Origin of the sequence: Mycolicibacter virginiensis (assembly GCF_022374935.2) — a bacterium.
Classification (GTDB): domain Bacteria; phylum Actinomycetota; class Actinomycetes; order Mycobacteriales; family Mycobacteriaceae; genus Mycobacterium; species Mycobacterium virginiense.
In genome coordinates, this window is the sequence record NZ_CP092430.2 from 903,341 (window position 1) to 928,839 (window position 25,499).

Genomic DNA, 25,499 nt, shown 5'->3' on the forward strand with positions numbered 1-25,499 from the left:
GACTGCGTGAAACCGGCGTCCGCGCTGCGCAGCCTGCTGCCTTATCTGCGCCCCTACCGGGTGCGTTGGGTCGCCATGGTCACCGTGGCCGTGCTCAGTCTGGTCGCCACCGTAGTTATCCCGCTGATGACCAAGGCCGTTATCGACGGACCGGTGCAGCACCGGGACCAGCCCGGACTGTGGGTGCTGGGTACAGCGGCGACCGCGCTGGGGGTCATCGAGGCGCTGCTGTTGTTCATGCGGCGCTGGTTGGTCGCGCCCACCACCATGGGCGTGGAGGCCGACATCCGCAAGGATCTGTACGCGCGGCTGCAGATCCTGCCGATGACCTTTCACGGCCGCTGGCAGTCCGGTCAGCTGCTGTCGCGGATCATGAACGACCTGTCCGCCGTGCGGCGCTTCCTGTCGTTCGTGGTGGTGTTCCTGGTGCTCAACACGGTGCAGATTCTGGCGGTCACGACGATTCTGCTGGTCCTCTACTGGCCGCTGGGCGTGGTGGTATGCGCGTCGCTGATACCGGTCATGCTGGCGGTGCAGCACTTCCGGCGCCAGTACACCCGGCTCACGCGGCAGGCGCAGGACCAGGCCGGCCAGGTGGCCACCGTCGTCGAGGAGTCCGCGCTGGGCCTGCGCACCGTCAAGGCGTTCGGTCGTGAGGACTACGTGTTCGCGCGGTTCGACGCCCAAGCCGCAAAGCTGCGCGACCTGGGCGTGGAGAAGGTGGTGGTGTCGTCAAGGTTCTGGACCCTGTTGGAGGTTATCCCGAACTTCACGCTCATCGGGGTGCTCGCGGTCGGCGCGTACGCCGCCGGGCACCACCTGGTCACGATGGGCACTCTGGTCGCGTTCGTCACGTTGATGCTGTCGCTGATCTGGCCGCTGTCATCGCTGGGCTTCCTGCTGTCGGCCACCCAGGAGGCGATGACCGCCGCCGACCGGATCACCGAGATCTTCGATGCGCCGCTCGAGATCACCGACGGGGACGACCCGGTGCCTCCAGCGGGCCGACTGGAGTTACGCGATGTCGGATTCCGGTTTGCCACCGAGGCGGGCACTGCTGGCCCATGGGTGCTGCGCGGACTCAATCTCACCGTCGAACCCGGTGAGACGGTCGCTCTGGTGGGCGCCACCGGCTCCGGGAAGTCGGTGCTGGCGATGCTGCTGTCCCGGCTCTACGACGCACAGGAGGGACAGATCCTCATCGGCGGCCGGGACATCCGGACGCTGACGTTGGCGGCGCTGCGCTCGGCGGTGGTGACCGCCTTCGACGACCCCACCCTGTTCTCGATGTCGGTGGCGGACAACCTGCGGCTGGGCCGGCCCGAAGCGAGCGATGCGGAACTGGCCCGCGCCATATCGACAGTTTCGGCTGATTTCGTTTATGACCTGCCGTCCGGGCTGGACACCCGGATCGGGGAGCAGGGCATGAGCCTGTCGGGCGGGCAGCGTCAACGGCTGTCGCTGGCCCGGGCCCTGGTGGCGGCGCCGACGATCCTGGTGCTCGACGACACGCTCTCGGCCCTGGATGTGCACACCGAGGCCGCGGTGACCGATGCACTGCGCCGGGTACTGGGTTCTGGCGGCGCCGCGGGCCGCACGCCGATCACCGGGCTGGTGGTGGCCAACCGGGCATCCACGGTGGCGCTGGCCGATCGGGTGGCGCTGGTCGAGGACGGGACCATTACCGCGGTCGGTACCCACGCCCAGCTGCTGGCCGAGGTACCGCGGTACCGCTATCTGCTGGCGGCAGACGACGAGCTCGACGACGGTGCCGAACACCTCGTCGACTGGGCGCGACGGTGACGGCTGAGCCGGACCGGGCCGCGGCGCGGGCCCTGCTCTGGTCGTTGTTGCGCCCGTATCGGTTCGCGGCGCTGCTGATGGTCGTGGCCATTGTGGTGGAAAACGCTGCCCGGCTTGCGGTTCCGGTGCTCGCGCAGCGCGGAATCGACCGGGGAATCCCGCCGATTGCCGCCGACGGCTCGATCCGGCAGCTCAGCCTGATCGTGACTGTGCTCGCGGTGGTGGTGTTCACGCAGGCAATCAGCCGGATGATTTTCCTGCAGTGGTCGGGCACGATCGGGCAGCGGATGCTGCTGGAGCTGCGGCGGCGAGTCTTCTGCCAGTTTCAGCGCCTGGATGTGGGATTTCACGAGCGCTACACCTCGGGCCGGGTGGTCAGCAGGTTGACCAACGACGTCGACGCCATCCAGGAGATGCTGCTCACGGGGTTCGACGGGCTGGTCGGCGCCGCGCTCACCATGGTGGGCACAGCCGTGCTGCTGGTCGTGTTGGACTGGCGGCTGGGCCTGATGTGCCTGGCCGCTTTTCCGGTGCTGGTGGTGTTGCTGCGATGGTTCCGGGCGGAATCGTCGAAGAACTACACCGCGGTGCGCGAGCACGCCGCACGGGTGATCGTGCAGTTTGTCGAAACCATGACCGGGATCAAGGCGGTACAGGCCTATCGCCGTGAGGCTCGCAATCAGGAGATCTTTACCGGAGTCGCCGAGCGCTACCGTGCGGTGAACGAGAAGGCGTTCAGGCTCGTCGCGATCTTCGCGCCCGGGGTCAAGCTGGTCGGTAACCTCACCACCGGTGTGGTGCTGCTCTACGGAGGCTGGCGAGTACTGCACGGGCACATGACGATCGGAACTTTCACCGCGTTCCTGCTCTATCTACGGATGTTCTTTGAACCGATGCAGGGCATCTCCGAGTTCCTCAACATCTTCTCCTCGGCGACCGCGGCGCTGCAGAAACTGGCCGGCGTGCTGGCCGAAACGCCCGCCGTCACCGACCCGCCCGAGCCGCAGTGCGTTCCCGGTGAGGTGCGCGGTGAGATCGATTTGTGTGACGTGCATTTCGGCTACCGGGACGACCAGTCGGTGCTGGCCGGCCTGTCGCTGAGCATCCCGGCGGGGCAGACCGTTGCGCTGGTCGGCAGCACCGGAGCCGGTAAGTCCACCATCGCCAAACTGATCGCCCGGTTCTACGACCCGGTCTCGGGAGCGGTGACGCTCGATGGCGTCGACCTGCGCGCGGTCAGCCAGGCGGCGCTGCGGCGCCACGTCGTGATGGTCACCCAGGAGAATTTTCTGTTCACCGGCACCGTCGCCGACAACATCCGGTTCGGCCGCCCCGGCGCGACCGACGCTGAGGTGGCCGCCGCGGCGACGAGCGTGGGCGCCGATGCGTTCATCACCGCCCTGCCCGAGGGCTACGACACCGACGTCGCCAAGCGGGGCGGGCGACTCTCGGCGGGCCAGCGGCAACTGGTCGCGTTCGCGCGCGCCTTCCTCGCCGACCCGGCAGTACTGATCCTCGACGAGGCGACGTCCGCACTGGACATCCCCGGCGAGCGGATGGTGCAGAAGGCGCTGCGCAGCGTGCTGGCGGGTCGGACCGCGCTGGTGATCGCCCACCGACTCTCCACGGTCGAGATCGCCGACCGGGTTCTGGTCATCGAGGGCGGGCGCATCGTCGAGGACGGGCCGCCGGCCGAGCTGATCCGCGCCGAGGGTCACTACGCCGCGCTGCACGACGCGTGGCTGCGCTCGTTGGCCTGAACCGCGAGTGCGAGCGCTCGACAGCGGGGGTTAAATCCAGGCGAATTTAAATCAAACGACATGCGGACACCGGCGTTTCGACTGCAAAGATTCCGCAAACGCCGTCGGTTTCGGGCTCACCACGTGCTTAGGCTTTCCGCCGTGATCGTCACATCGAACGTTAAGGCCGTCAAGAAGGCCGAAGCTGCCAGGGCAGCTGCGTGATCGGTTCACCGACCGCGCAGGGATTGGCGTTGGCGTCGGCCACCAGCTTCGGGATCAGCGACTTCGTGGGCGGTGTCGCGTCGCGTCGAGTCGCCGCGCTTCGCGTGGTCTTGGTGTCCACCCCGGTCTCCATGGTGATGCTCGGCATGCTCGCCCTGATCGGCGGCGGGCACATCACGACGAGCACGGTCGTCTTGGGCATGCTCGGTGGACTCAGCCAGGCCCTGGGCATCTGGTGGTTCTACGCGGCCATGGCCACCGGCCCGATCTCGGTGGTATCACCCCTGGCCGCGGTGGTGGATGCCAGCGTGCCGGTATGTGTCGGGCGGATGCTGGGGGAGCGGCCCGGGATGCTCGCCAGCGCAGGTATCGCGGTGGCATTGGGTGCGGTGGTGTTGATCAGCTGGCACGCCGGCGACGACGGCGTCCATCGGCCGGGGCTCAGCCACCGCGTGCTCTGGTTGACGGTCGCCTCGGGGGTGGCCCTGGGGCTGAACTTCGTCTTCCTGGACCGCACTCCAGCGGATTCCGGCCTGTGGCCCCTGTTGTTCGCACGTGCCGCGGCCACCGTCCTGGTGATCGCCGTCGCGGCGATGAGCCGCAATCTCAGCGTGCCGACGGGCATACCGCTGCGGCTGGCGTTCCTGATCGCACTGCTCGACACCGCCGCCAATGTCACCATGCTGTTCGCGTTGAAACTCGCGCTGCTGTCACTGGCCAGCGTGCTGATCTCGCTGTACCCGGCCGCCACGGTGATCTTGGCGGTGGTCCTGCTGGGGGAGCGAGTGCGTTTCCGGCAGGTGATGGGGATGGTGCTGGCCGGAGTGGCCGTAGCGATGATCACCGGCTAGGGAGATTCGGCAACCCGATCCGACGGTAGCGCTCCAACCGGGCCGCCATCCGCTGCTCGGCGGGCACCCCGCGCAGGGCTGACAGTTCGGCGGCGATGGCCCGTGACATGCGCTTGGCGAAGTCGATCGGCTCCTCGGCGGCATCGGGGTGCTCGCCCACGACCACATCGACGATCCCGTGCGCCTGCAGATCCGCCGACCGGATGCCCTGCGCGGCGGAGAGTTCCGGGGCGTGCTCGGTATCGCGGAACACGATGGCACTGGCGCCCTCCGGGGGCAACGGCGCCAACCAGCCGTGCAACGCCGCCAGCACCCGATCCGCGGGCACCATCGCCAGCGCCGGTCCGCCGCTACCCTGGCCCAGCAGCACCGACACCGTCGGTACCTCGAGGGTGACCAACTCGGCCAGGCAGGCCGCGATCTGGGCGGCCAATCCGCCCTGCTCGGCCTCCACCGACAGCGCCGGGCCCGGGGTGTCGATCACCAACACCAGCGGCAGTCGCAGGCCCGCGGCCAGCGCCATGCCGCGGCGGGCATCGCGCAGCGCCACCGGATCGGTCAGCCGATCTGCGCCCCGCAGCTGCCCCAACACCACGGTGGGTTGGCCACCGAAGCGCGCCAACGCCAGCAAAATCGTGGCACCGCGTTCGGTGCTGCCGGTGCCCGAGAGGAATACCCGTTCGGTGGCGCCGTGCCGCAGCAGAAACCCGACGCCCGGCCGATCCGGACGCCGCGACGCACAGACGGAGTCCCACGCCGCGATGTCGGGAATCGGCGCCGGGGCCGGTTTCGCGGGGGCCGGTCCTGGATCGTCGAGCATCACCTTCAACGCCCGCGAGCAGGTGCGCCGCAGCCACTTGAGCGGGATGACGCCGTCGATGACGCCGTAGGCCTGCAGGTTCTCGGCGGTTTGGACGCCCGGCGGGAACGCGGCACCGTAGAGCTGCTCGTAGACCCGCGGCCCCAGGAAGCCCACCAGTGCCCCGGGCTCGGCCAACGTGACATGCCCCAGGGAGCCCCACGACGCGAACACCCCGCCGGTGGTGGGGTGGCGCAGGTAGACCAGGTAGGGCAGGTGAGCGCGCTTGTGCAGCTCGACCGCGGCGGCGATCTTCACCATCTGCAGAAATGCGACGGTGCCCTCCTGCATCCTGGTGCCGCCCGAACTCGGCGACGCCAGCAATGGCAGGCGTTCGGCGGTGGCCCGCTGGACTGCTGCGGTGATCCGCTCGGCGGCCGCGACCCCGATGGAGCCGGCCAGGAAGTCGAAGTCGCTGGCAATCACCGCGACCCGGCGGCCGTTGATGCGGCCCTCGCCGGTCAGGACGGCCTCGTCGCGGCCGCTGGCAGCCCGGGCCGCCGCCAGCTCGGCGGCGTAAGCCGCACTGGTCGGCACGGCCACCGGCGCGGCGTCCCAACTGAGGAACGAGCCGCGATCCAACACCGCATCGCGCAGTTCATCCGCCCCGGTCCGGCTCACAGCTCGAGCGTAATTAGGCTGGTTCGTCATGATCGGTGTTACCCGCGATGAAGCCGTCACGACTATCGAGTTGCAGCGCCCGGAGCGTCGCAACGCCTTGAACTCCCAGCTCGTCACCGAGCTGCGGGAGGCGGTCTTGGACGCCGCCACCCACGACGTCCGGGCCATCGTGCTGACCGGGCAGGGCACGGTGTTCTGCGCCGGAGCGGACCTGTCGGGGGACGCGTTCGCCGCCGACTACCCCGACAAGCTGGTCGCGCTGCACCAGAGCATCGCCGACGTCCCGGTGCCGGTGATCGGCGCCATCAACGGCGCGGCGATCGGCGCCGGCCTGCAGTTGGCCATGGTCTGTGACCTGCGAGTGGCGGCCCCCGAATCGTTCTTCCAGTTCCCGGTCGCCAAGTACGGCCTGGCGCTGGACAACTGGAGCATTCGGCGGCTGACCTCGCTGGTCGGCTACGGGCGGGCCCGGGCGATGATGCTGACCGCGGAGAAGCTGCCCGCCGACGCGGCACTGCTGACCGGGATGGCCAACCGGATCGGCACCCTTGCCGACGCGCAGGCCTGGGCGCACGAGATCGCCGGGCTGGCGCCGCTGGCGCTGCAGCACGCCAAGCGGGTGCTCAACGACGACGGCGCCTACGAAGAGCAGCAGCCAGTGCACAAGGAGCTGTTCGACAAGGCCTGGGGAAGCCAGGACGTCATCGAGGCTCAGGTGGCGCGGGTGGAGAAGCGGCCGCCGAAGTTCCAGGGCGCCTAACGGGGGACCGGCGCGGTGACCGCAAACGCGGCGGAGCCCGCGGGTCGCCACCATAGACTCGTCGTCATGCTGCGTGGGGCACTTCGACTGGCGGGAGCCACAGCGTCGCTGGCCGCTGGTGGCTGGACGCTTCGTGCGCTGCGCGGTACGCCCGCCGCGTTGGGCGCGGCACCCACCGCGATCAATGCGGTGGCCACCCGCTCCAGCAACTACCGCGACGGCATCTTCCACAACATCGAACGCGCCGCAATGGTCAACATGGACCGTGAGCAGCAGCGGCTGATGGTGCGGGAGCTGTTCGCCGATCGCATCGGGCGACGGCCCTCGGCGCCGATCCCGCTGGAGGTGCCCGACTTCAGTGTCGACGTCGAGCCGCTGGCGATCACCTGGCTGGGACACGCGACGGCACTGGTGGACATCGACGGTTACCGCGTACTGACCGACCCGGTCTGGAGCGAACGCTGCTCACCGTCGGATGCGGTCGGGCCGCGACGGCTGCACCCCCCGCCGGTGGGGCTCGGGGCGCTGCCCGCGGTCGACGCGATCGTCGTCAGCCACGACCACTACGACCACCTCGACATCGACACCGTCACCGCGCTCGCCCGCAGCCAGCGCGCGCCGTTCATCGTCCCGTTGGGTGTCGGGGCGCACCTGCGTGCGTGGGGCATTCCCTCGGACCGGGTGATCGAACTCGATTGGGACGAGAACACCACGCTGGGCGAGCTGACCGTGACCTGCACCCCGGCGCGGCATTTCTCGGGGAGATTCCTGACCCGCAACCAGACCCTGTGGGGGTCGTGGGTGATCGCCGGTCCCGACCACCGGGTCTACTTCGGCGGCGACAGCGGCTACACCGGCAGCTTCGGCACGATCGGCGCCGAGCATGGCCCGTTCGACGTCACGCTGTTGCCGATCGGGGCCTACAACACCGCCTGGCCCGACGTCCACATGAACCCGGAGGAAGCGGTCCAGGCGCACCTTGACTTGAATGCCTCGCCGTCGGGCCTGCTGGTGCCGATTCACTGGGGCACCTTCCGGTTGGCGCCGCACCGCTGGGCCGAGCCGGTCGAACGGCTGCTGGTCGCCGCCGACGCCGCGGGGATAGCGACGGCAGTGCCCAGGCCCGGCGGTTCAGTGCGGCCCGGCGCCGCCGCGCCTATGGCGTGGTGGAGGCTCTAGCGCCATGACCAGGTGGGCGGCTACGGCCGGGGCCACTGTGCTGGCCGTTGCTTTGAGCGCGTGCACCCCGGCGGCGACTCCGGCCGCGCAGCACGACACCCCGCCCAACGAGGTGTCCGGCGTGGACATCCCCGCGGGTCGCGTCGATGCCGCAGTTGCCCAACTCGACGGCCTGGCGCAGGACCTGATGACCAGCACCGGAATACCCGGTCTGGCGGTCGCGGTCGTCCACGGTGGGAAGGCCGTGTACGCCAAAGGCTTTGGTGTGCGCGACACCCGCAACGGTGACGGACCGGACAATGAGGTCAACGCCGACACGGTGTTCCAGCTGGCCTCGATGTCCAAACCCGTCGGTGCCACCGTCGTGGCACAGCAGATCAGTGCGGGGACCATCGCCTGGGATACCCCGGTGGTGACGCAGCTGCCCTGGTTCGCGCTGTCGGACCCCTACGTCACCGACCACATCACCATCGCCGACCTCTACGCCCATCGGTCCGGGCTGCCCGATCACGCCGGCGACCGGCTCGAAGACCTCGGCTACGACCGCCGGGAAGTGCTGCAGCGGCTCCGATATCTGCCGCTGGCCCCGTTTCGCAACAACTACGACTACACCAACTTCGGACTGACCGCCGCCGCCGAGGCGGTGGCCGGTGCCGCCGGCGTGCCCTGGGAGCAGCTGTCGGCCGACGTGCTGTACCGACCGCTGGGGATGGCCTCGACCAGCTCCCGCTACGCGGACTTTCTCGCCCGACCCAATCGCGCGCTCACCCACGTCAAGATCGACGACAGTTATCAGCCGCGATACCAACGCAATCCGGACGCCCAGTCACCGGCCGGCGGAGTCAGTTCCTCGGTGAACGACATGGCCCGCTGGCTGGCGATGGTGCTGGACAGCGGCAGCCACGACGGCACCCAGATCATCGCGCCCGAAGCGTTGCTCCCCGCGATCACGCCGCAGGTGATCAGCGCCCCCGCCGGAGTCGGCACCGCCCGGCCAGGGTTCTACGGCGAGGGATTCAACGTGTCGATCACCTCGTCGGGGCGCACCCAGTACGGCCATTCGGGCGCTTTTCTGCTGGGCGCCGCGACCGCGTTCTCGGTACTGCCGTCGCAGGACGTCGGAATCGTCGTGCTGACCAACGCCACCCCGATCGGGGTCCCCGAGACCTTGATCGCCCAATTCCTCGACCTGGTCCAGTACGGCGAGATCCGCGAGAACTGGCCGACGCTGTACCGACAGGCGCTGGCGCCGATGTCGCAACCCGAGGGCGCGCTGGTGGGTGTCCAGCCACCGGCCCATCCGGCTCCCGCCCGGCCACTGTCGCAATACGTCGGGGAGTACGCCAACAGCTATTGGGGACCGGCCACCGTCACCGAGGACCACGGTGCGCTCGATGTGACGCTCGGGCCGCAACATCAACGATTCCGGTTGAGCCACTACGACGGTGACACCTTCACCTTCACCCTGCAGGGCGAGAACGCTCCGCACGGAACGATATCGAAGGCCACCTTCACCAAGGACGCGGTGGAGCTGGAGTACTTCGATCACGACAAGCTGGGAAGGTTCACCCGTTGACGACAGCGCGAACCGCAGGTCTCACCGACGCGCAAGTCGCCCAGCGGCGCGCGCAGGGCCAGACCAACGACATCCCTGCCCGCGCCGCGCGCAGCGTTCTCGAGATCATCCGAGCCAACGTCTTCACCCGGATCAACGCGATCCTGGGTGTGTTGTTGGCCATCGTGCTCACCACCGGCTCACTGATCAACGGGCTGTTCGGGTTGCTCATCGTCTTCAACAGCGTCATCGGAATGGTGCAGGAGATCCGGGCCAAACAGACGCTGGACAAGCTGGCCATTGTCGGCCAGGCGAAACCATTGGTGCGCAGGCAGTCCGGGACGCAGCAGCTCCCGCCGGGACAGGTGGTGCTCGACGACGTCATCGAGCTGGGCCCCGGCGACCAGATCGTGGTCGACGGCGAGGTCCTGGAGTCATCCGACCTGGAGGTCGACGAGTCCCTGCTCACCGGTGAAGCCGACCCGATCGGCAAAGACCTGGGCGACCACGTGATGTCGGGCAGTTTCGTGGTCTCCGGCAGTGGCGCCTACCGGGCCACCCGGGTGGGTCGCGAGGCGTACGCCGCCAAACTGGCCGAGGAGGCCAGCAAGTTCACCCTGGTGAAATCCGAACTGCGCACTGGTATCAACCAGATCCTGAAATTCATCACCTACCTGTTGATCCCGGCCGGGCTGCTGATCATCTACACGCAGTTGTTCACCACCGACGTGGGCTGGCGGGCATCGGTGCTGGCGATGGTGGGCGCCCTGGTGCCGATGGTGCCCGAGGGCCTGGTGCTGATGACGTCGCTGGCGTTCGCGGTCGGGGTCGTGCGGCTGGGGCAACGGCAGTGCCTGGTGCAGGAACTGCCCGCGATCGAAGGCCTGGCCCGCGTCGACGTGGTCTGCGCCGACAAGACCGGCACCCTCACCGAGAACGGGATGCGGGTGTCGGAGGTCGCCGAACTCGATGGCGGGCAAGGCCTTCCGGTACATCAAGCGCTGGCTGCGCTGGCTGCCGAAGACGCCCGCCCCAACGCCAGCATCCAGGCTATCGCCGAGGCGTTCCCGACATCGCCGGACTGGACGTCGAGCGCCTGCGCGCCGTTCAAGTCGGCCACCAAATGGAGCGGTGTCTCCTTTTCCGAGCACGGCAACTGGGTGATCGGGGCGCCCGATGTCCTGCTCGAACCGTCCTCGGCGGCCGCCGAGCAGGCCGAACGGATCGGCGCGCGCGGCCTGCGTGTCTTGTTGCTGGGGGTCTGCGACCAACCCGTCGACCATCCTGAAGCGCCGGGACAGGTGACTCCGGCGGCGCTGGTGGTGCTCGAGCAGAAGGTGCGCCCGGACGCCCGCGCGACGTTGGATTATTTTGCCGCGCAGGACGTGTCGGTGAAGGTCATCTCCGGCGACAACGCGGTCTCGGTGGGCGCGGTAGCCGCCGATCTGGGGTTGTCCGGAGAGGCGATGGACGCCCGCAAACTGCCCACCGAACCGGATCGACTGGCCGGTGCGCTGGAGGAACACACCGTGTTCGGCCGGGTGCGCCCCGACCAGAAGCGGGCCATGGTGCACGCCTTGCAGGCGCGCCATCACACGGTGGCGATGACCGGCGACGGCGTCAACGATGTGCTGGCGCTCAAGGACGCCGATATCGGTGTCGCGATGGGGGCGGGCAGCTCAGCGGCTCGATCCGTGGCCCAGATCGTGTTGCTGGACAACAAGTTCGCCACCCTGCCCTACGTGGTGGGGGAGGGGCGCCGGGTGATCGGCAACATCGAGCGGGTGGCGAACCTGTTCTTGACCAAGACGGTGTATTCCGTGCTGCTCGCGTTGCTGGTCGGGCTGGTCGGGCTCGCGTCGGCACTGTTCGGCACCAAGCCGTTGCTGTATCCGTTCCAGCCGATCCATGTCACGGTCGCGGCGTGGTTCACCATCGGCATCCCCGCGTTCGTCCTGTCGCTCGCGCCGAACAATGAGCGGGCGCACCCCGGCTTCGTACGGCGGGTGATGAGCGGGGCGCTGCCGGCCGGCGTGGTGGTGGGCATCGCCACGTTCGCGTCCTACCTGGTGGCATACCGCGGCAGCGAGGCCACCGAGGTCCAGCAGATCCAGGCCTCCACCAGTGCGTTGATCACGTTGCTGACCACAGCCGGATGGGTGCTGGCGGTGGTGGCGCGGCCCTATCAGTGGTGGCGGCTGCTGTTGGTTATCAGCTGCGGGTTGGCCTACGTCGCGATCTTCGCCATGCCGCTGACCCGGGAGAAGTTCCTGCTCGACCCCTCCAACCTGGCACTGACGTTGCTGGCGCTCGGCATCGGCGCGCTCGGCGCGGCCGCCATCGAGGCGATGTGGTGGGCCCGGGGCGGCATGCTCGGTGAGCGGCCGAAGTTGTGGCGGGAGTCGGCAGCGACCACAATGACCCAGCGATAAACCGCGACACAAGGGGAAAGCACGACATGGCCAAGCTGTCCGGATCCATCGACGTCCCGCTGCCTCCCGAAGAGGCCTGGGCGCACGCCTCGGATCTGTCCCGCTACAAAGAGTGGCTGACCATTCACCGGGTATGGCGCAGTGTGCTGCCCGAGACCCTGGAAAAGGGCACGACGTTGGAGTCGATCGTCGAGGTCAAGGGCATGCTCAACAAGGTCAGGTGGACGATCGTGAACTACAAGCCGCCCACCGGCATGACCCTCAACGGTGACGGCAAGGGCGGGGTCAAGATCAAGCTGCTCGCCAAGGTTGCGCCGGAAGGCGACGGCTCCAAGGTCAGTTTCGACGTGCACCTGGGTGGTCCGGCCCTGTTCGGTCCGATCGGCATGCTGGTGGCCGCCGCGCTCAAGGGCGACATCAACGAGTCGCTGCGCAAGTTCGTCACGGTTTTCGCGCCGAACTAATCGGTTGCACGCCGCGCCGTCCCGCCGCTAGGGTGGCGGACGTCCCTGCACAGGAGGTCATGGAATGACAGGCATCGTCGGTCTCACGCCGCCGTCCGCGCGCTGATCACCGCCGAGTTGCCGTAGTCCGGTCCCGGTTGTCAGCGCTCCCGCTGACCTTCCCGGAGACCACATGTCCTTCCCTTCTTCTGACGCTCAGGCTGTCGTCACGCTGAGCGATGTCGGCTTCACCTGGCCCGACGGCAGTGCCGCACTGGCCGGCGTCACCGGCTCGTTCGGTATCGGCCGCACCGGCCTGGTGGGAGCCAACGGCGCCGGCAAATCCACCCTGCTTCGGCTCATCGCCGGACAACTGCGGCCGACAACCGGGCACATCACCACGGCCGGGCAGGTGGCCTACCTGCCGCAGCTGCTCACCCTCGATACCAACGCCTCGATCGCCGAGTTGCTCGGCGTCGCCGATCGACTCGCCGCCCTGCGGGCCATCGAAGGCGGCGACGCCGCCGAGGCCCATTTCGAGGTGGTCGGCGACGACTGGGACATCGAAGCCCGCGCCGATGCGGCACTGCGCGACATCGGGTTTGGGGCCGGCGACCTCGATCGCCGAGTCGCCGAACTTTCCGGCGGGGAGGTCATGCTGGTGGCGTTGACCGGGCTGCGGCTGGCGGCCGCCCCGATCACCCTGCTCGATGAGCCGACCAACAACCTGGACCGCGCCGCGCGCACCGGGCTGGCGCGGCTGGTCGAGACGTGGCCGGGCGCGCTCATCGTGGCCAGCCATGACACCGCGCTGCTGGAGCAGATGGACTGCACCGCCGAGCTTTACGACGGGCGACTCACCACATTCGGTGGCCCCTACAGCGCCTGGCGGGCCCACCTGGAGGCCGAACAGGCCGCCGCCCGGACGGCTGCCCGAACCGCCGAACAGGTGGTCAAGGTGGAGAAGCGCCAACGCGTGGAAGCCGAGACCAAACTCGCCCGACGCAACCGGGCGGCCCAGATCGCCCAACAGAACAAGCGCGCCGCGAAGATCGTGATGAACCAGAACGCTGCCAATGCCCAGGTCTCGGCGGGCAAGTTGCGCGGGCATCTTGACGGTCGGGTCCGTGACGCCCAAGCCGATCTGGACGCCGCATCCGCCCGGGTTCGTCGCGAGGAACACATTCGCGTCGATCTGCCCGATCCGGAGGTGCCCAACAGTCGCCGGCTGGCCGAGCTGCCGGGAGCCGATGGACCGATCATCGTGCAAGGACCAGAACGCATCGCCCTGGACGGGCCGAACGGGGTGGGCAAGACGACGCTGCTGCAAGCACTGCTGACGGGCGATGCCGGGCGACTGCTGACCGACCGGGTCGGCTACCTCCCGCAACGCCTGGATCACCTGGACGACACCATGTCCGCGTTCGACGCGGTGTCGGCGGTCTCGGGCAGGCAGCCGCAGGCGGTACGGGCCCAACTGGCCCGGTTTCTGCTGACCGCCGACTGTGTGGCCCGGCCGGTCGGCACCCTGTCCGGTGGTGAGCGCTTCCGCGTTGCGCTGGCCCAACTACTGCTCGCCGATCCGCCGCCGCAGCTGTTGCTGCTCGATGAGCCGACCAACAACCTCGATCTGGACAGCGTCGGTCAGCTTGTGGACGCCCTGGGAGGCTATCGCGGAGCGTTCATCGTGGTGAGTCACGACGACGAGTTCTTGGCACGGCTCGGCCTGACGCGAACGTTGACGATGCCGCGCAGCCGCGTGCTGGTTGATGCGAGCTAGTGTCACAACATGACTCGCTCGCGTCCCGGTTGGCTGATTGCGCTGTGCGCGGCCCTGCTGTCGGCCAGTGCATGGCTGCCGTGGCTGACCACGTCGGCCAACGGCGGCGGGCATGCCAGTGCGATCGGCGGCAGCGCCGGTGCCATCGCGCTGCCGCCTCGCTTTGGTGTCGGTCAGCTGATCGTGCTGCTCGCCTCCGTTCTGCTGGTGGCCGGCGCGATGGTGGCCCGGGAACTCTTCACCCGGTTGGCCGCGGTCGTCGCAGTGCTCGACTCTGCGCTGATCGCCGCACTGGGCATCTGGTACTACCGGCTGAACGTCGCGGCGCCGATCACCGCCGGCTATGGCCTCTACATCGGCGCCGTCGCCGTGGTGGGTGCGCTGGGCTTTTCGGTGTGGGCGCTGGTCACCGCAGTGCGGCGATGACCTCGGCGAAGGACTCGGCGCGTTCGTGAGCCGGACACGTGCCGGGCCTGCCGGGGACTGTCGTAGTGCTGTGTCATGGTGACGTCATGACGCAGTCGAGGTCGGTAACGACGGCCGAGGTCCTTGAGCGGGCCCAAAGGTTTCCTCGACTGCGCTATATGGGCTCGAAATACCAACTGCTGCCGCACCTGGAGCGGTTGTTTGCCAATCTTGGCGGTGAAACGGCCGTCGATGCGTTCTCGGGCTCTGGGGTGGTCTCGTACCTGTTGAAGGCACAAGGATTCTCGGTCACGAGCAACGATTTTCTGGCGTTCCCCGGCATGATCACCCGCGCGACTGTTGCCAACTCGTCTGTGCGACTCAGCACTGCGGACATTGACCTGATCTGCGGACCGGCTGCCGATGACCGTGACTTCATCCAGACCAAGTTCGACGGGCTCTACTACACGCCGCACGATCGTGCGTTCCTCGATTCGGCGTGGTCGCACATCGATCAGCTGACCGGATTCAAGCGAGACATCGCGATCTCCGCGCTGGTGCTCTCCGCTGCTCGACGCCAACCTCGCGGGGTGTTCACCTTCACCGACTCCACTAAGTACGCGGACGGCCGACGCGATCTCCGCATGACACTGCGCGAGCATTTTCGGCGCGCTGCCGCGGAGTACAACGCCGTCGTGTTCAGTAACGGAAGCAAGAGCCGCACGGTCACCGGCGATATCTTCGACCTGGACGTCGAGACCCCGGACCTGGTGTATCTGGACCCGCCCTACGCGCCGCCGCGTGACGACGCCGACTACATGAAGCGATATCACTTCCTCGAAGGATTGAGCGTCTACTGGCGCGACGTCACGATCATGGAAGAGACAAAGACCAAGAAGATAGCCAAGAGATTCACCCCGTTTGCCTACAAGCGCACGATCGAAGACGCGCTGCTGCGGACCTTTGAGCGTTTCGAGGATGCGGGCGCGATCGTGCTGTCCTACTCTTCGAACGCGCTTCCCGATGCCAGCAGGATCGTCGACCTGCTCGGCAAGGTGAAGACTGACGTCCGCAAAATCGCCGTCGACCACAAATACAGCTTCGGAACGCACTCGGCGGCCACGCGCCGCGATGTGTCCGAGTACCTGTTTGTCGGAACCAATGCATGAGCGACGCCGTTCCGTTCCCTGATTACCTCGGTGCACTCGGGCGTTTGAGTGCGCACATCGATCCGCTCGCCGCTACGCCCGAGACCGACGCTATCCGTCGCGCGGTCGTGTCGCTGGCTGCCCTGCCTACGATCGATCGCGCGTCACTCACGGCCTGGGTGACCGCCCACCCCCATGACGTACCCGTGCTGGCACTCTTTACTGGTCTTGGCCAGGAGAAGCTCAAGAATGCGCTCAAACATGAGTTTGATACCTCCGGCTGGGTGCGGCTGGCCCGCACCCGAGCCTTGGAGCTGATCGACTGGCTCGACGACGCGTACTTTCTGGTGCCGCAGACGATCGCGCAACTACACGCGCAGTACGGAGCCGCGGATGTCCTCATCGCGCGTGCAGGCACCCGGGCCGCGGCTGCCGCTGCCGGGCAGCAGGGGCGTCACGTAGAAGACGAGATCGAAGCCGTCGTCAAGGGACTCGGCCTGCCTTATGAGACGCGCACGCGTTTCGTAGGGCGCAGCGGGCGTACCGCTCCGTGTGACCTGGTCATCCCTAACGGCAGTGCCGCGGAGATCGTGGTCGCAGCGAAGGGCTACGACTCGACGGGGAGCAAGCTCACCGACGCGGTGCGAGAGATCGAGGAAATGGCAGAGGTTCGCTCGCCACGGCAGTTTGTGATCGCAGTGATTGACGGGATCGGCTGGAAGAATCGCGTCTCGGACCTGCGGAAGATCCACCAGCTCTGGGACGATCGGGCGATCGACGGCATGTACACGTTGAGCACCCTCGACAAGTTCCGCAGCGATATCGAGGATGCTGCCCGGCTGCGAAAGTTCTTGTAAACAAATCACTCTCGTGCACAGGAAATAGGCGCTGGTCACCGCAGCGCGGCGATGACCTCCGCGAAGGCCGCGGCGTGTTGCTGCTGGACGGTGAAGTAACTGATCCCGTAGCGGCGGCGGCGTTCGCGCAGCGTGTCGGCCATCTCGTTAACCGATCCGGACAGCACCGCGGGTGAGGCCAGCAGTTCCTCGTCCGACAGTGTCGGCGCGAACCGGCGGGTCAGCGACAAGTTGGGCGTCCCGGAACCGTCGGTCGGCACCGCCGTGATCGCCAGGTTCAGTTCGAGGGCATCGAACCGGTTGCCGGCGGCCGCGCGGACGAAGTCGATCCGCTCGGCCAGCGAATCGTCGGCGCCCTCCACCCGCGACCCGGTCAACCCGATGATGTCGGCGTGGCGCGCTGCCGCCGTCAGCAGCCGGTCCCCACTGCCGGCGATCAAGATGGGCACGCGCGGCTGGTGCGTCGCCACGTATTTCGTCACGTGCTCGAGGTACTCGACGCGGCGACCGGCACTGGGAAAGGGCAACTCGGCGGCCTCAAACTCCGCGCGCACGTAGCCCGCACCCAAACCCACCTCCAGCCGCCCGCCCGAGAGCACGTCGGTGTCGGCGATGTCGCGGGCCAACAGCGCCGGCTTGTAGAAGCCGGCGTTGAGCACGTAGGTGCCCACCCGGATCGTCGAGGTGGCCGCGGCAGCGGCGACCAGGACCGGGAAGGGTGCCGGGGCGCCAAGATGGTCGGGCACGTGCAGGACGTCGAAGCCGGAACCCTCCAGCCGCCGCGCGGTCTCGGCGAGCTCGGTCGCCGACCGGATCGGGTTCAGGCCCACGCCGAAGCGAAACTGCTTTTCCACCAACTACCTCCTCAACCGGCTTTGCCGAGTGCAGGCCCCGCGGTCAGCGTGCCGGCCGCGACGGCGCGGGCGCGGGGCTGGGTGCCGGAGACCGGGTCTCGCCGCTCGCCGACTCTTCTGGTTGCGCTGCAGGGAAGACCCACTTGCCCGACAAGATGTCCTTTTCCGGTTGATAGAGCCGGACCATGTAGTTCCATCCCGGTGTGGTGGGCAGGCAATTGGCTGTGTTGTCGTCCGAACAACCCCCGAACTGCACGGTCACCGATCCGTCCGCCGCCTTGTCCGCGGTGATGTTGTTGACCGAGTACGCCTGCTGGGAGTTCTCCGTGAAGTAGCCGTTCTTGTTGTAGACGGTGACCGACCAGAACGCTTTCACCGGAACGTCTTTGACGGTCAGGCGGTACACCGTGTTGCCGTCGTTGCGGGCCGGGGTGACATTGAGGTACAGCGCCTCCTTCTCGGAGTTACCGCCCCACGCCGCGGCCGCCCCGATCAGGTGCCGCACCGGGTCCGTGTCGGCCTCGGTGCCGAACATGCCCCGGGTGTCGGGGATGGTCTGGGCCAGCTCCAACAATGCGTCGGTGACCTTCTTCTGGCTGACCGGATCCCACCGGGGCACGTCGAAGCTGCCGGTGTCGTCTTGTTGCGCGGTGATCGCGTCCTGCAGGCGGTGTGCTGCGGCCAGATCGGCGGGATCGTTGGGATCGGCCAGGATACGAATGGCGACGGCCACGTAGCGGGTACCGACATGTTGTTGATCCAGGGTGTGTTCACCGCCGCCGTAGAACATGTCCGTGACGTACTCGTCCTGGTTGATCACCTGCGCCGACATGTACCGCTGACCGGGATCGGGCAGGGTCAGGATGACCGGACTGGCCTGCAGGTCGAACACCGCAGCCGAATACAAGGTGTCCCGGTTGGAGCGCACCACCAGCTGCCTGTCGACCGGGGTGACGTCGCGCATGTGGAAGAAACGGCCGAAACCGTTCTCGTTGACGATGTTGGTGAATTCCTGGTCGGTGACGGCCCGCACGAAGTTGTCCGGCGACACCAACACCATGCCGTTGGGAGTGCTGCGCGGGGCCAGGTGCGCCACCGGATCGGTGCCGGTCTTTGTCACCGTCAGCCCGCATCCGCTCAGGACCAGTGCCGTCGTCACGGCGCCGAACGCAGAAAGCCATCGCATGGACATGCAGCGCAACCTACCGGTCGATACCCGTTGATGTCGGCATCCGGTTTGGCGACACGATTCGCCGCAAACTGTGCGACGACTATTGCACCTCTTCCGGTCCGCACGTATGGTCCCAATAAAAATCAGCCGTGATTAAAAAGAGAAAATGGTTAACGAGATCGGGGGAGTAGTGGCCGTGGACATGACCGGCAACACCGAAGCGCACCGCCCTTCGCGGGTTTCGGCCCGGCTCCGCTCCTCGGGTCGCGCACGGCGGCTGGCGACCGCCGCAGTGGCGGTCGGCGGCGCGCTGTCAATGGTGATGGGCACCCCGTTGGGCACCGCCGGTGGCTCCGCACCTGCGGTGATGCTGACCGCGGGATACCAGCAGGCCCTCGATGCCCTGCTCGATGCCATGAAGCAGGCACAGGCCTACGACCTGTCACTTCCCTATGCCTCGCCCGGCGACGCGGACACGCTGATGACGATGCTGCGCAACACCAACTACCAGCTGATCACCACCGGATTGTCGCGGGTCACCGAGCTGTTCAACGGAGTGTTCTTCCAATCGCCCGAAGTGGTCGCGGGGAACGTCGCCGATTCGCGCCAATATTTCGACTACTTCACCCCCGACATCAACTACCACGTCACCGCGGGGCTGGCTCCCGGTGCGACCTACGTGCTCACCGGAACCCTCGGCGGGGCAACCGAGCACATGTCGATCAGCACCATGGCCGTCACCGGCGCCACGGCCCACACCATCGAGGACCTGGAACTCAACCACGGCCTGGTGGTCGACGACAAGGGCAACTTCACCATCTACATCGGGCCGGAAGCGCCAGCGGGTGCGGTCAACTTCTTGGACTCCACTGACGCCACCGTCGGCGGCGCCGCGTCCCTGCTGATTCGCGATATGACGGGCGACTGGGCCAAGGGTCCGGCCAGCATCAGCCTGCAGTGCGTGGCCGACTGCCCGCCGTTCTTCTCCATCCCGGCCGGCGGATTCTTCCCCACCGAAGGTGGTGGAACCGACGTGCCGACCGAGCCGGCCAAGATCGGCTCCGTCGACGACGTGTTGAACATGCTGTTCAACGCCTTCGCCCAGATCGTCGTGCCGTTCAACCAGCGCAGCATCGAAGGTGGGGCATCGGTGGGTATGGAGGTGCCCCCCAACACGATGATGACGCTGGCACCGGAGACCAGCTACGGAGTCGGTCTGGAGTCCGCGGTCGTCACCGGCGGCAACTGGGATCTGGATTCCGGTGAGGCGCTGATCCTGAAGGTGCCGAACGTGGAGGCGGCCTACAGCGGCATCGAGCTGATGAACGTCTACGGCGGTGCGCTGCCCTACGTCATGGCCCAGACCACCCTCAACCACACCACCACCTTCCATTCCGACGACGGCTACACCTACTACGTCATCAGCGCGACGAATCCGGGCGTAGCCAACTGGCTCGACACCGGCGGACTCGCCACGGGTGAGATCTTCGCGCGCTTCGAGAACGTCGACGATCGTGACGCCGCGATCGGCCTGGGGGTGACGGCGCAGGTGGTGCCGGTCGGCGACATCGCCCAGTACCTGCCCAGCGACACCCCGACCGTCAGCCCGGAGGAGTTCGCCGCCGACATGCTCCGGCGGGTGATGTCGTATGACTACGGCATGGACGTGTCCCGGATCCACGCCCAGCCCGCCTGGGTGCTGCAGCACCTGGAGCTCAACGCGCTGTCGGCGCTGATGGGCCGCGATAACTTTGAGCTGGTGTTCGGCAGCCAGCCCTCCACTCCGATCGAGCTGCGGTTCACCGACGCGCTGACCCCGGACTGGGATGCCGTCATGCGCAGCATCATGGACCACCCGATGGAGAGCCTGACCTCCGTGTGGAACGCCCTGCCGGTGCTGACCAGCGACATCACTCTGCCGATCACGTTGGCGCTGGCCCAGACCGCCATGTCGGTGCTGATGCCGCAGATGTTCATCACGGCCATCGACGACGCGCTGTTCAACCCGAACACCAGTATCTTGGCCGGGCTGCTCAACGCTCGCGACGACTTCGCGACGGTGATCCTGAGCGGCAACGACGACTGGCCGACCGAACTCAGTGCCCAGGCGGCCCAGCAGTGGGCCAACATGTCCGACCTGATCGCCAATACTCCGAGCTTCAGCCTGGCGGATCTGTTCGGCTGATCCCACGGTGGTGCGAGTCTGTCGACTTGCTGTGGCTCTGAAACGTATTAGCTGGAGCTTCTTGACGACCTAGCGATGCCTGAGGACTGTCAGAGCCATGGCTCTTCGGCGTCTGAGGATGGGGATGACGGGCGCGGCCAGCGCGTTTGTGGCGCTGGGACTGGGACAGCTGGCGTCTGCGCCCGACGCCCATGCCGACGACTTCGACATGCTCATCGACCAGGTCCTCAATGTGATGACAAGTTTTCTGGAGCAGGACTCGGTCAGCACGGTGTTGGGTCCGCAAGCGGATACCGAGCTCGTCAGCTGGCTGGGCAGCCTTGATCCGGTCGGCACCGCCAGCGCCGAAGCACAGGCGATGAGCCAGAACCTGTTGGTGAACCCCAGTTTTGAGACGGCCGATCCGTCTGGGTCGGGCTACAGCGGGGTGACCATCCCGGGCTGGACCGAGACCGGCACCCCGACCGTGATCGCCTACGGGACCCCGGTCGGTTATCCGTCGCCGGTGTCGACTCCGTTGCCGACGGTGTCGGGATTGTTCGGTTTTCCGCAGACCGCGCCACCGGGCGCCGGTGACAACTTCGCCGGCGGCGGACCGGTGGGCACGTCCACCGTCAGCCAAACGGTCGACCTCACCGGTGCGGCCGGAACGCCGTATGCGCTCAGTGCGGATCTCGGTGGCCAAACGTGGAACCCGTCGTATGCCTCCGTGCAGGTCAGCTTCCTCGACGCCAACGGCAACGTGGTGGGCACTGGCTCGCTCAACCCCGTCACGGTATGGGATCGCTGGGGTTTCACCGGGTTTGAGCAACGTGAGATCACCGGGACTGTCCCCGACGGCGCCGTCTCCGCCAAGGTGACCACGACTTTCACCGACGAAAACCAGTACCTCGGCGACTACAACGGTGCCTACGCCGACAACGAGTCGTTCACCGTCGGCGATCCCAGCCTTACCGCCGCGCCGCTGGTGGCACCGGAGTCCGACGTCGGACAACTGGACCACGTGTTCGTCATCTACATGGAGAACAAGGGTGCCGCCGACATCGTCGGCAGTCCCAACGCGCCCTACATGAACAGCCTGATCAACACCTACGGCTATGACGACAACTACTACGCGCTGGGCCACCCCAGCGATCCCAACTACTTCCGGATTCTGGGCGGATCGGACTTCGGCATCGACTACAACTCCGCCTTGAACTCCATTGACGCACCGAACCTCATGCAGGAAATGGATCAGGCGGGCATCTCGTGGGCCGGCTATGCGCAGAGCATGCCGACCGCCGGTGACCTCGTGTCATCCGGTGACTACTCCGCCGACGAACTGCCGTTCGCCCAATTCGGTTACGTCTACGGCAACGCCCCGGATTACCTGCAGGACCACCTGCTTCCGCTGACACAGTTGTCCACCGACCTCGCTGATCCGAGCACGTTCCCCGGATTCACCTGGATCGCGGCCAACGAGGACAACAACGGGGAAGGCCCGGTCGACTCGCTTAGTGGCGTTCTCCAGTTCATCGCCACCCAGCTTGGAGACCATCAGTACAACGTCGCGGCCGCCGACCAGTTCGTCCAGCAGGAGGTCTCCACCATCGAGAGCTCGAAGACGTGGACCGACCCGAACGAGAAGGACGCGATCATCATCGTCACGGACGAGGACAACAACAACCTCTCACTGGGCTTCGGTAACCAAGGCAATAACGTTCCGATGATCGTCATTCCGAGCGCGGGTGCGGTGACGTACGGGGGGATGCAATCCGGCAACTTCACCACCGATGCCTATTACAACGAGTACAGCCTGATGGCCACCATTGAAGACGCCTTGGGTCTGGCCCCGCTCACGGCCAACGACATGTACGCCCAGGCCATGAACGCCTTCTGGAAGTAATGGTTGCGCCCCCGGCGCCTACACAACACACGCACTTGGTGCCCCCGGCAGTGTGTGATTCCAGGACATCGGAATAGCGTGTCTCGAGACATCGGAATAGGTGCTGGGCACACCGTCGAGCGGTGTCGAAAGCCCGTCTGGTCATCACCGCCGTCGTCATCGAGGGACGCAGCCAATCCGAGGTCGCCCTCGCATACGGAGTCTCCCAGAGCTGGATTTCCCGTCTCGTTCGCCGTTACGCCCTCGAAGGCGAGTCCGCGTTCGAACCCCGCTCACGCCGACCACACACCAGCCCAGCACGGCTACCCGAGAACACCATCGAACTGATCTGCACCCTGCGAGCGGAACTGGCAGGCAAAGGCCTCGACCACGGACCGGCGACCATCGCCTGGCACCTGCGACACCACCACGGCATCACCGTGGCCCACAGCACCGTGCACCGTCACCTACACGCCGCCGGACTCATCGACCCCCAACCCCACAAACGGCCCAAATCCTCCTACACCCGATTCGCCGCCGAACAGCCCAATGAACGCTGGCAGGCCGACTTCACCCACTGGTGGCTCGCCGACGGCACACACATCGAAATCCTCGACTTCATCGACGACCACGCCCGCTACGCCCTCTCGGTCACCGCCCACCACCGCGTCACCGGCTCCATCGTCCTCACCGAATTCCGCAAAACCGTTGAACACCATGGAATCCCATACTCAACACTGACCGACAACGGCATGGTCTTCACCACCCGCCTGGCCGGCGGCAAGGGCGGGCGCAACGCATTTGAAACCGAACTGCACCGCCTGGGCGTCCAACAGATCAACTCGACCCCCAACCACCCCACCACCTGCGGAAAAGTGGAACGCTTCCACCAAACCCTGAAGAAATGGCTCAAAGCCCAACCGCGGGCCACCACCGTCACCGAGTTGCAAGCCCAACTCGACGCCTTCGTCGAGGAATACAACCACCGGCGACCCCACCGCAGCCTGGCCCACCACGCCACCCCAACCGCGGCCTACACCGCCCGTCCCAAAGCCGACCCAGCTAACCGCACCGACACCCACAACCGCGTCCGACACGACCGCGTCGACACCACCGGAGCCCTCTCCCTACGCCTCAACGGCCGGCTACACCACATCGGCGTCGGCCGAACCCACGCCGGCACCCGAGTCCTCATGCTCATCCAGGACCTCGACATCAGAGTCATCAACGCCGCCACCGGCGAACTCATCCGCCAGCTGACCCTCGACCCCACCAGGGACTACCAACCACGCGGAGTCCCACCCGGACCTAAACGGAAAAAGCCCCGAACCTAATGGGCGGTTTCTAGGGGTCGTCGCAACACTGCTGGTTAGTTGGCCAGTAGTAGATCACGCAGGCGCTCGGCTGGGGTATCCCAGCCGAGCGTTTTGCGTGGGCGGCTGTTGAGCTCTTGGGCGACGTGTTCGAGGTCTTCGGGTCCGTAGATGCTCAGGTCGGTTCCTTTGGGGAAGTACTGCCGCAGCAGTCCGTTGGTGTTCTCGTTGCTGCCACGCTGCCAGGGGCTGGCCGGATCGCAGAAATAGACGGCCATGTCGGTGGCCATGCTGAACTGCTTGTGCCCGGCCATCTCGGCGCCTTGGTCCCAGGTCAGTGACCCCCGCAGATGTGCCGGCAGGGTGCTCATAGTTGCGATCAGTGCATCGCGCACGGTCTCGGCGTCATGCCCGCCCGGTAGGTGCAGCAGCATCGTGTAGCGCGTCGTTCGCTCGACGAGGGTGCCGATCGCGGTCTGGTTCTTCTCCCCGGTGATCAGATCGCCTTCCCAATGCCCGGGGATCGCACGGTCTTCGACTTCGGCGGGGCGGTCGCTGATCATCACCATCGGGTCGGTGAACCGCTGATAGCGTTCGCCGTCTTTGCGGTGCGGTTTACGTCTCGTTCGTCCGGTCCGAAGTGCTTGCTGCACTTCTCGTTTCAAGCCACCTCGGGCCTGGAAGTAGAGGGCCTGGTAGATCGTTTCGTGGCTCACCCACATGCTCTCGTCGTCGGGATGATCCCGGCGCAGGCGGCGCGAGATCTGCTCCGGTGAGAGCTTGCGCGATAAGCCTTCCTCGACCGCCTCCCGCAGGACCGTGTTCACCACCAGTTTGGACCCCTTGGGCCGCGCCCGGGCCGCCACTGCCACACGATCGGCCTGATACGGCAGGTATCGGCCATCAATGCTGTGTCTGCGGACCTCCCGCGAGACGGTGGAGACGTTCTTGCCGATCCGGTCGGCGATCGCCCGCAGCGAATCCCTCCCGAGCAGGCCCTCGGCGATCGCTACCCGATCCTCGATCGACAGATACCGGCCGTCAATCGCCGGCGGCCCGGTGTCATCGCAGGTCACACTGGTCACAGGCTGTTTGTAGACGGTGCCGTGGTTGTAGTCCACGACCCGGCCATCGGGATAGATCCGCGTGTTGTTGACGTGGCGAATCCCCTGGCGCCAGTCCCGCGCGGTCCGTACGTTCACACCGACCTCACGAGCTGCCTGCGCGGTTGACCAGCCGGCCGCGAGCAGCTCCATGCAACGACGTTTGGCCTCGTCCTTGCCCTTCGGCGGGATCTTCTCGGTGGTGACCAGACCCTCGACGACCAATATTCGACGCGCCACCGAATGCGATACCCGACAGGCTTTTGCCGCCTGATTGATCGAGCCCGTCTTGTCGAATACGGCCACGATGATGTCCCGATCGGCAACCCCACGCTGATCACCACGCTTGCCA

General features: G+C 66.7%; 19 protein-coding genes. 15 read left to right on the forward strand and 4 right to left on the reverse strand.

From position 1 onward, the window contains the following. Positions 1-6: 6 nt before the first annotated feature. From MJO54_RS04480 to MJO54_RS04490, 3 genes are all read left to right on the forward strand, one after another. The gene (locus MJO54_RS04480) at positions 7-1,803 is read left to right on the forward strand and encodes an ABC transporter ATP-binding protein (protein WP_064887823.1); all 1,797 of its coding nucleotides are present in this window, start codon (positions 7-9) and stop codon (positions 1,801-1,803) included. Next, entirely contained in the window at positions 1,800-3,563 is a 1,764-nt protein-coding gene (locus MJO54_RS04485) for an ABC transporter ATP-binding protein (RefSeq protein ID WP_234821638.1), read from the forward strand. Before MJO54_RS04480 ends, MJO54_RS04485 begins: the two co-directional genes overlap by 4 nt. Positions 3,564-3,763: 200 nt before the next feature. Continuing rightward, positions 3,764-4,618, forward strand: coding sequence for a DMT family transporter (locus MJO54_RS04490; RefSeq protein ID WP_174549758.1), 855 nt, complete (start codon positions 3,764-3,766; stop codon positions 4,616-4,618). Here MJO54_RS04490 and MJO54_RS04495 read toward each other — a convergent pair. Then, positions 4,608-6,098, reverse strand: coding sequence for an acetyl-coenzyme A carboxylase carboxyl transferase subunits beta/alpha (locus MJO54_RS04495; protein WP_046283612.1), 1,491 nt, complete (start codon positions 6,096-6,098; stop codon positions 4,608-4,610). The genes MJO54_RS04490 and MJO54_RS04495 overlap by 11 nt on opposite strands. 28 nt (positions 6,099-6,126) lie before the next feature. Between MJO54_RS04495 and MJO54_RS04500 the strand changes: the two genes are divergently transcribed. From MJO54_RS04500 to MJO54_RS04540, 9 genes are all read left to right on the forward strand, one after another. Then, positions 6,127-6,858: an enoyl-CoA hydratase gene (locus tag MJO54_RS04500; protein WP_046283613.1), complete on the forward strand. Its 732-nt coding sequence runs from the start codon at positions 6,127-6,129 to the stop codon at positions 6,856-6,858. Between the two features lie 66 nt (positions 6,859-6,924). After that, entirely contained in the window at positions 6,925-8,037 is a 1,113-nt protein-coding gene (locus tag MJO54_RS04505) for an MBL fold metallo-hydrolase (protein ID WP_240175719.1), read from the forward strand. A 4-nt stretch (positions 8,038-8,041) separates the two neighbouring features. Then, positions 8,042-9,613 (forward strand): serine hydrolase, encoded by a 1,572-nt coding sequence (locus MJO54_RS04510; protein ID WP_065152853.1) that lies wholly within the window; start codon positions 8,042-8,044, stop codon positions 9,611-9,613. Beyond that, positions 9,610-12,024, forward strand: a complete 2,415-nt coding sequence (locus MJO54_RS04515) for a cation-translocating P-type ATPase (RefSeq protein ID WP_240175720.1) — start codon at positions 9,610-9,612, stop codon at positions 12,022-12,024. The genes MJO54_RS04510 and MJO54_RS04515 overlap by 4 nt, the downstream gene beginning before the upstream one ends. Before the next feature lie 26 nt (positions 12,025-12,050). Beyond that, on the forward strand, positions 12,051-12,488 hold the full coding sequence (locus tag MJO54_RS04520; protein WP_046283616.1) for a type II toxin-antitoxin system Rv0910 family toxin: 438 nt from the start codon (positions 12,051-12,053) through the stop codon (positions 12,486-12,488). Between the two features lie 172 nt (positions 12,489-12,660). After that, complete coding sequence (locus MJO54_RS04525) at positions 12,661-14,247, forward strand: ABC-F family ATP-binding cassette domain-containing protein (RefSeq protein ID WP_240175721.1); 1,587 nt, start codon at positions 12,661-12,663, stop codon at positions 14,245-14,247. 9 nt (positions 14,248-14,256) lie between these two features. Then, positions 14,257-14,673: a hypothetical protein gene (locus MJO54_RS04530; RefSeq protein ID WP_064887812.1), complete on the forward strand. Its 417-nt coding sequence runs from the start codon at positions 14,257-14,259 to the stop codon at positions 14,671-14,673. Positions 14,674-14,759: 86 nt separating this feature from the next. Then, positions 14,760-15,821 (forward strand): DNA adenine methylase, encoded by a 1,062-nt coding sequence (locus MJO54_RS04535; RefSeq protein WP_240175949.1) that lies wholly within the window; start codon positions 14,760-14,762, stop codon positions 15,819-15,821. Next, on the forward strand, positions 15,818-16,657 hold the full coding sequence (locus tag MJO54_RS04540; protein ID WP_065152856.1) for a hypothetical protein: 840 nt from the start codon (positions 15,818-15,820) through the stop codon (positions 16,655-16,657). Before MJO54_RS04535 ends, MJO54_RS04540 begins: the two co-directional genes overlap by 4 nt. Before the next feature lie 35 nt (positions 16,658-16,692). Here the strand turns inward: MJO54_RS04540 and MJO54_RS04545 are convergent, their stop codons facing one another. Next, positions 16,693-17,511: a TIGR03621 family F420-dependent LLM class oxidoreductase gene (locus MJO54_RS04545; RefSeq protein WP_046283621.1), complete on the reverse strand. Its 819-nt coding sequence runs from the start codon at positions 17,509-17,511 to the stop codon at positions 16,693-16,695. A 43-nt stretch (positions 17,512-17,554) separates the two neighbouring features. Further along, a complete protein-coding gene (locus tag MJO54_RS04550) occupies positions 17,555-18,562 on the reverse strand; it encodes a DUF1214 domain-containing protein (RefSeq protein WP_082957205.1) in 1,008 nt (335 codons plus the stop codon). 286 nt (positions 18,563-18,848) lie between these two features. Between MJO54_RS04550 and MJO54_RS04555 the strand changes: the two genes are divergently transcribed. From MJO54_RS04555 to MJO54_RS04565, 3 genes are all read left to right on the forward strand, one after another. Then, positions 18,849-20,867, forward strand: coding sequence for a hypothetical protein (locus MJO54_RS04555; RefSeq protein ID WP_240175722.1), 2,019 nt, complete (start codon positions 18,849-18,851; stop codon positions 20,865-20,867). 124 nt (positions 20,868-20,991) lie between these two features. Beyond that, the gene (locus MJO54_RS04560) at positions 20,992-22,752 is read left to right on the forward strand and encodes an alkaline phosphatase family protein (protein WP_239652099.1); all 1,761 of its coding nucleotides are present in this window, start codon (positions 20,992-20,994) and stop codon (positions 22,750-22,752) included. Between the two features lie 122 nt (positions 22,753-22,874). Further along, positions 22,875-24,065, forward strand: a complete 1,191-nt coding sequence (locus tag MJO54_RS04565; RefSeq protein ID WP_046287112.1) for an IS481 family transposase — start codon at positions 22,875-22,877, stop codon at positions 24,063-24,065. Between the two features lie 35 nt (positions 24,066-24,100). Here MJO54_RS04565 and MJO54_RS04570 read toward each other — a convergent pair whose 3' ends face one another. Beyond that, positions 24,101-25,300, reverse strand: coding sequence for an IS30 family transposase (locus tag MJO54_RS04570; protein ID WP_165604537.1), 1,200 nt, complete (start codon positions 25,298-25,300; stop codon positions 24,101-24,103). Positions 25,301-25,499 lie beyond the last annotated feature (199 nt).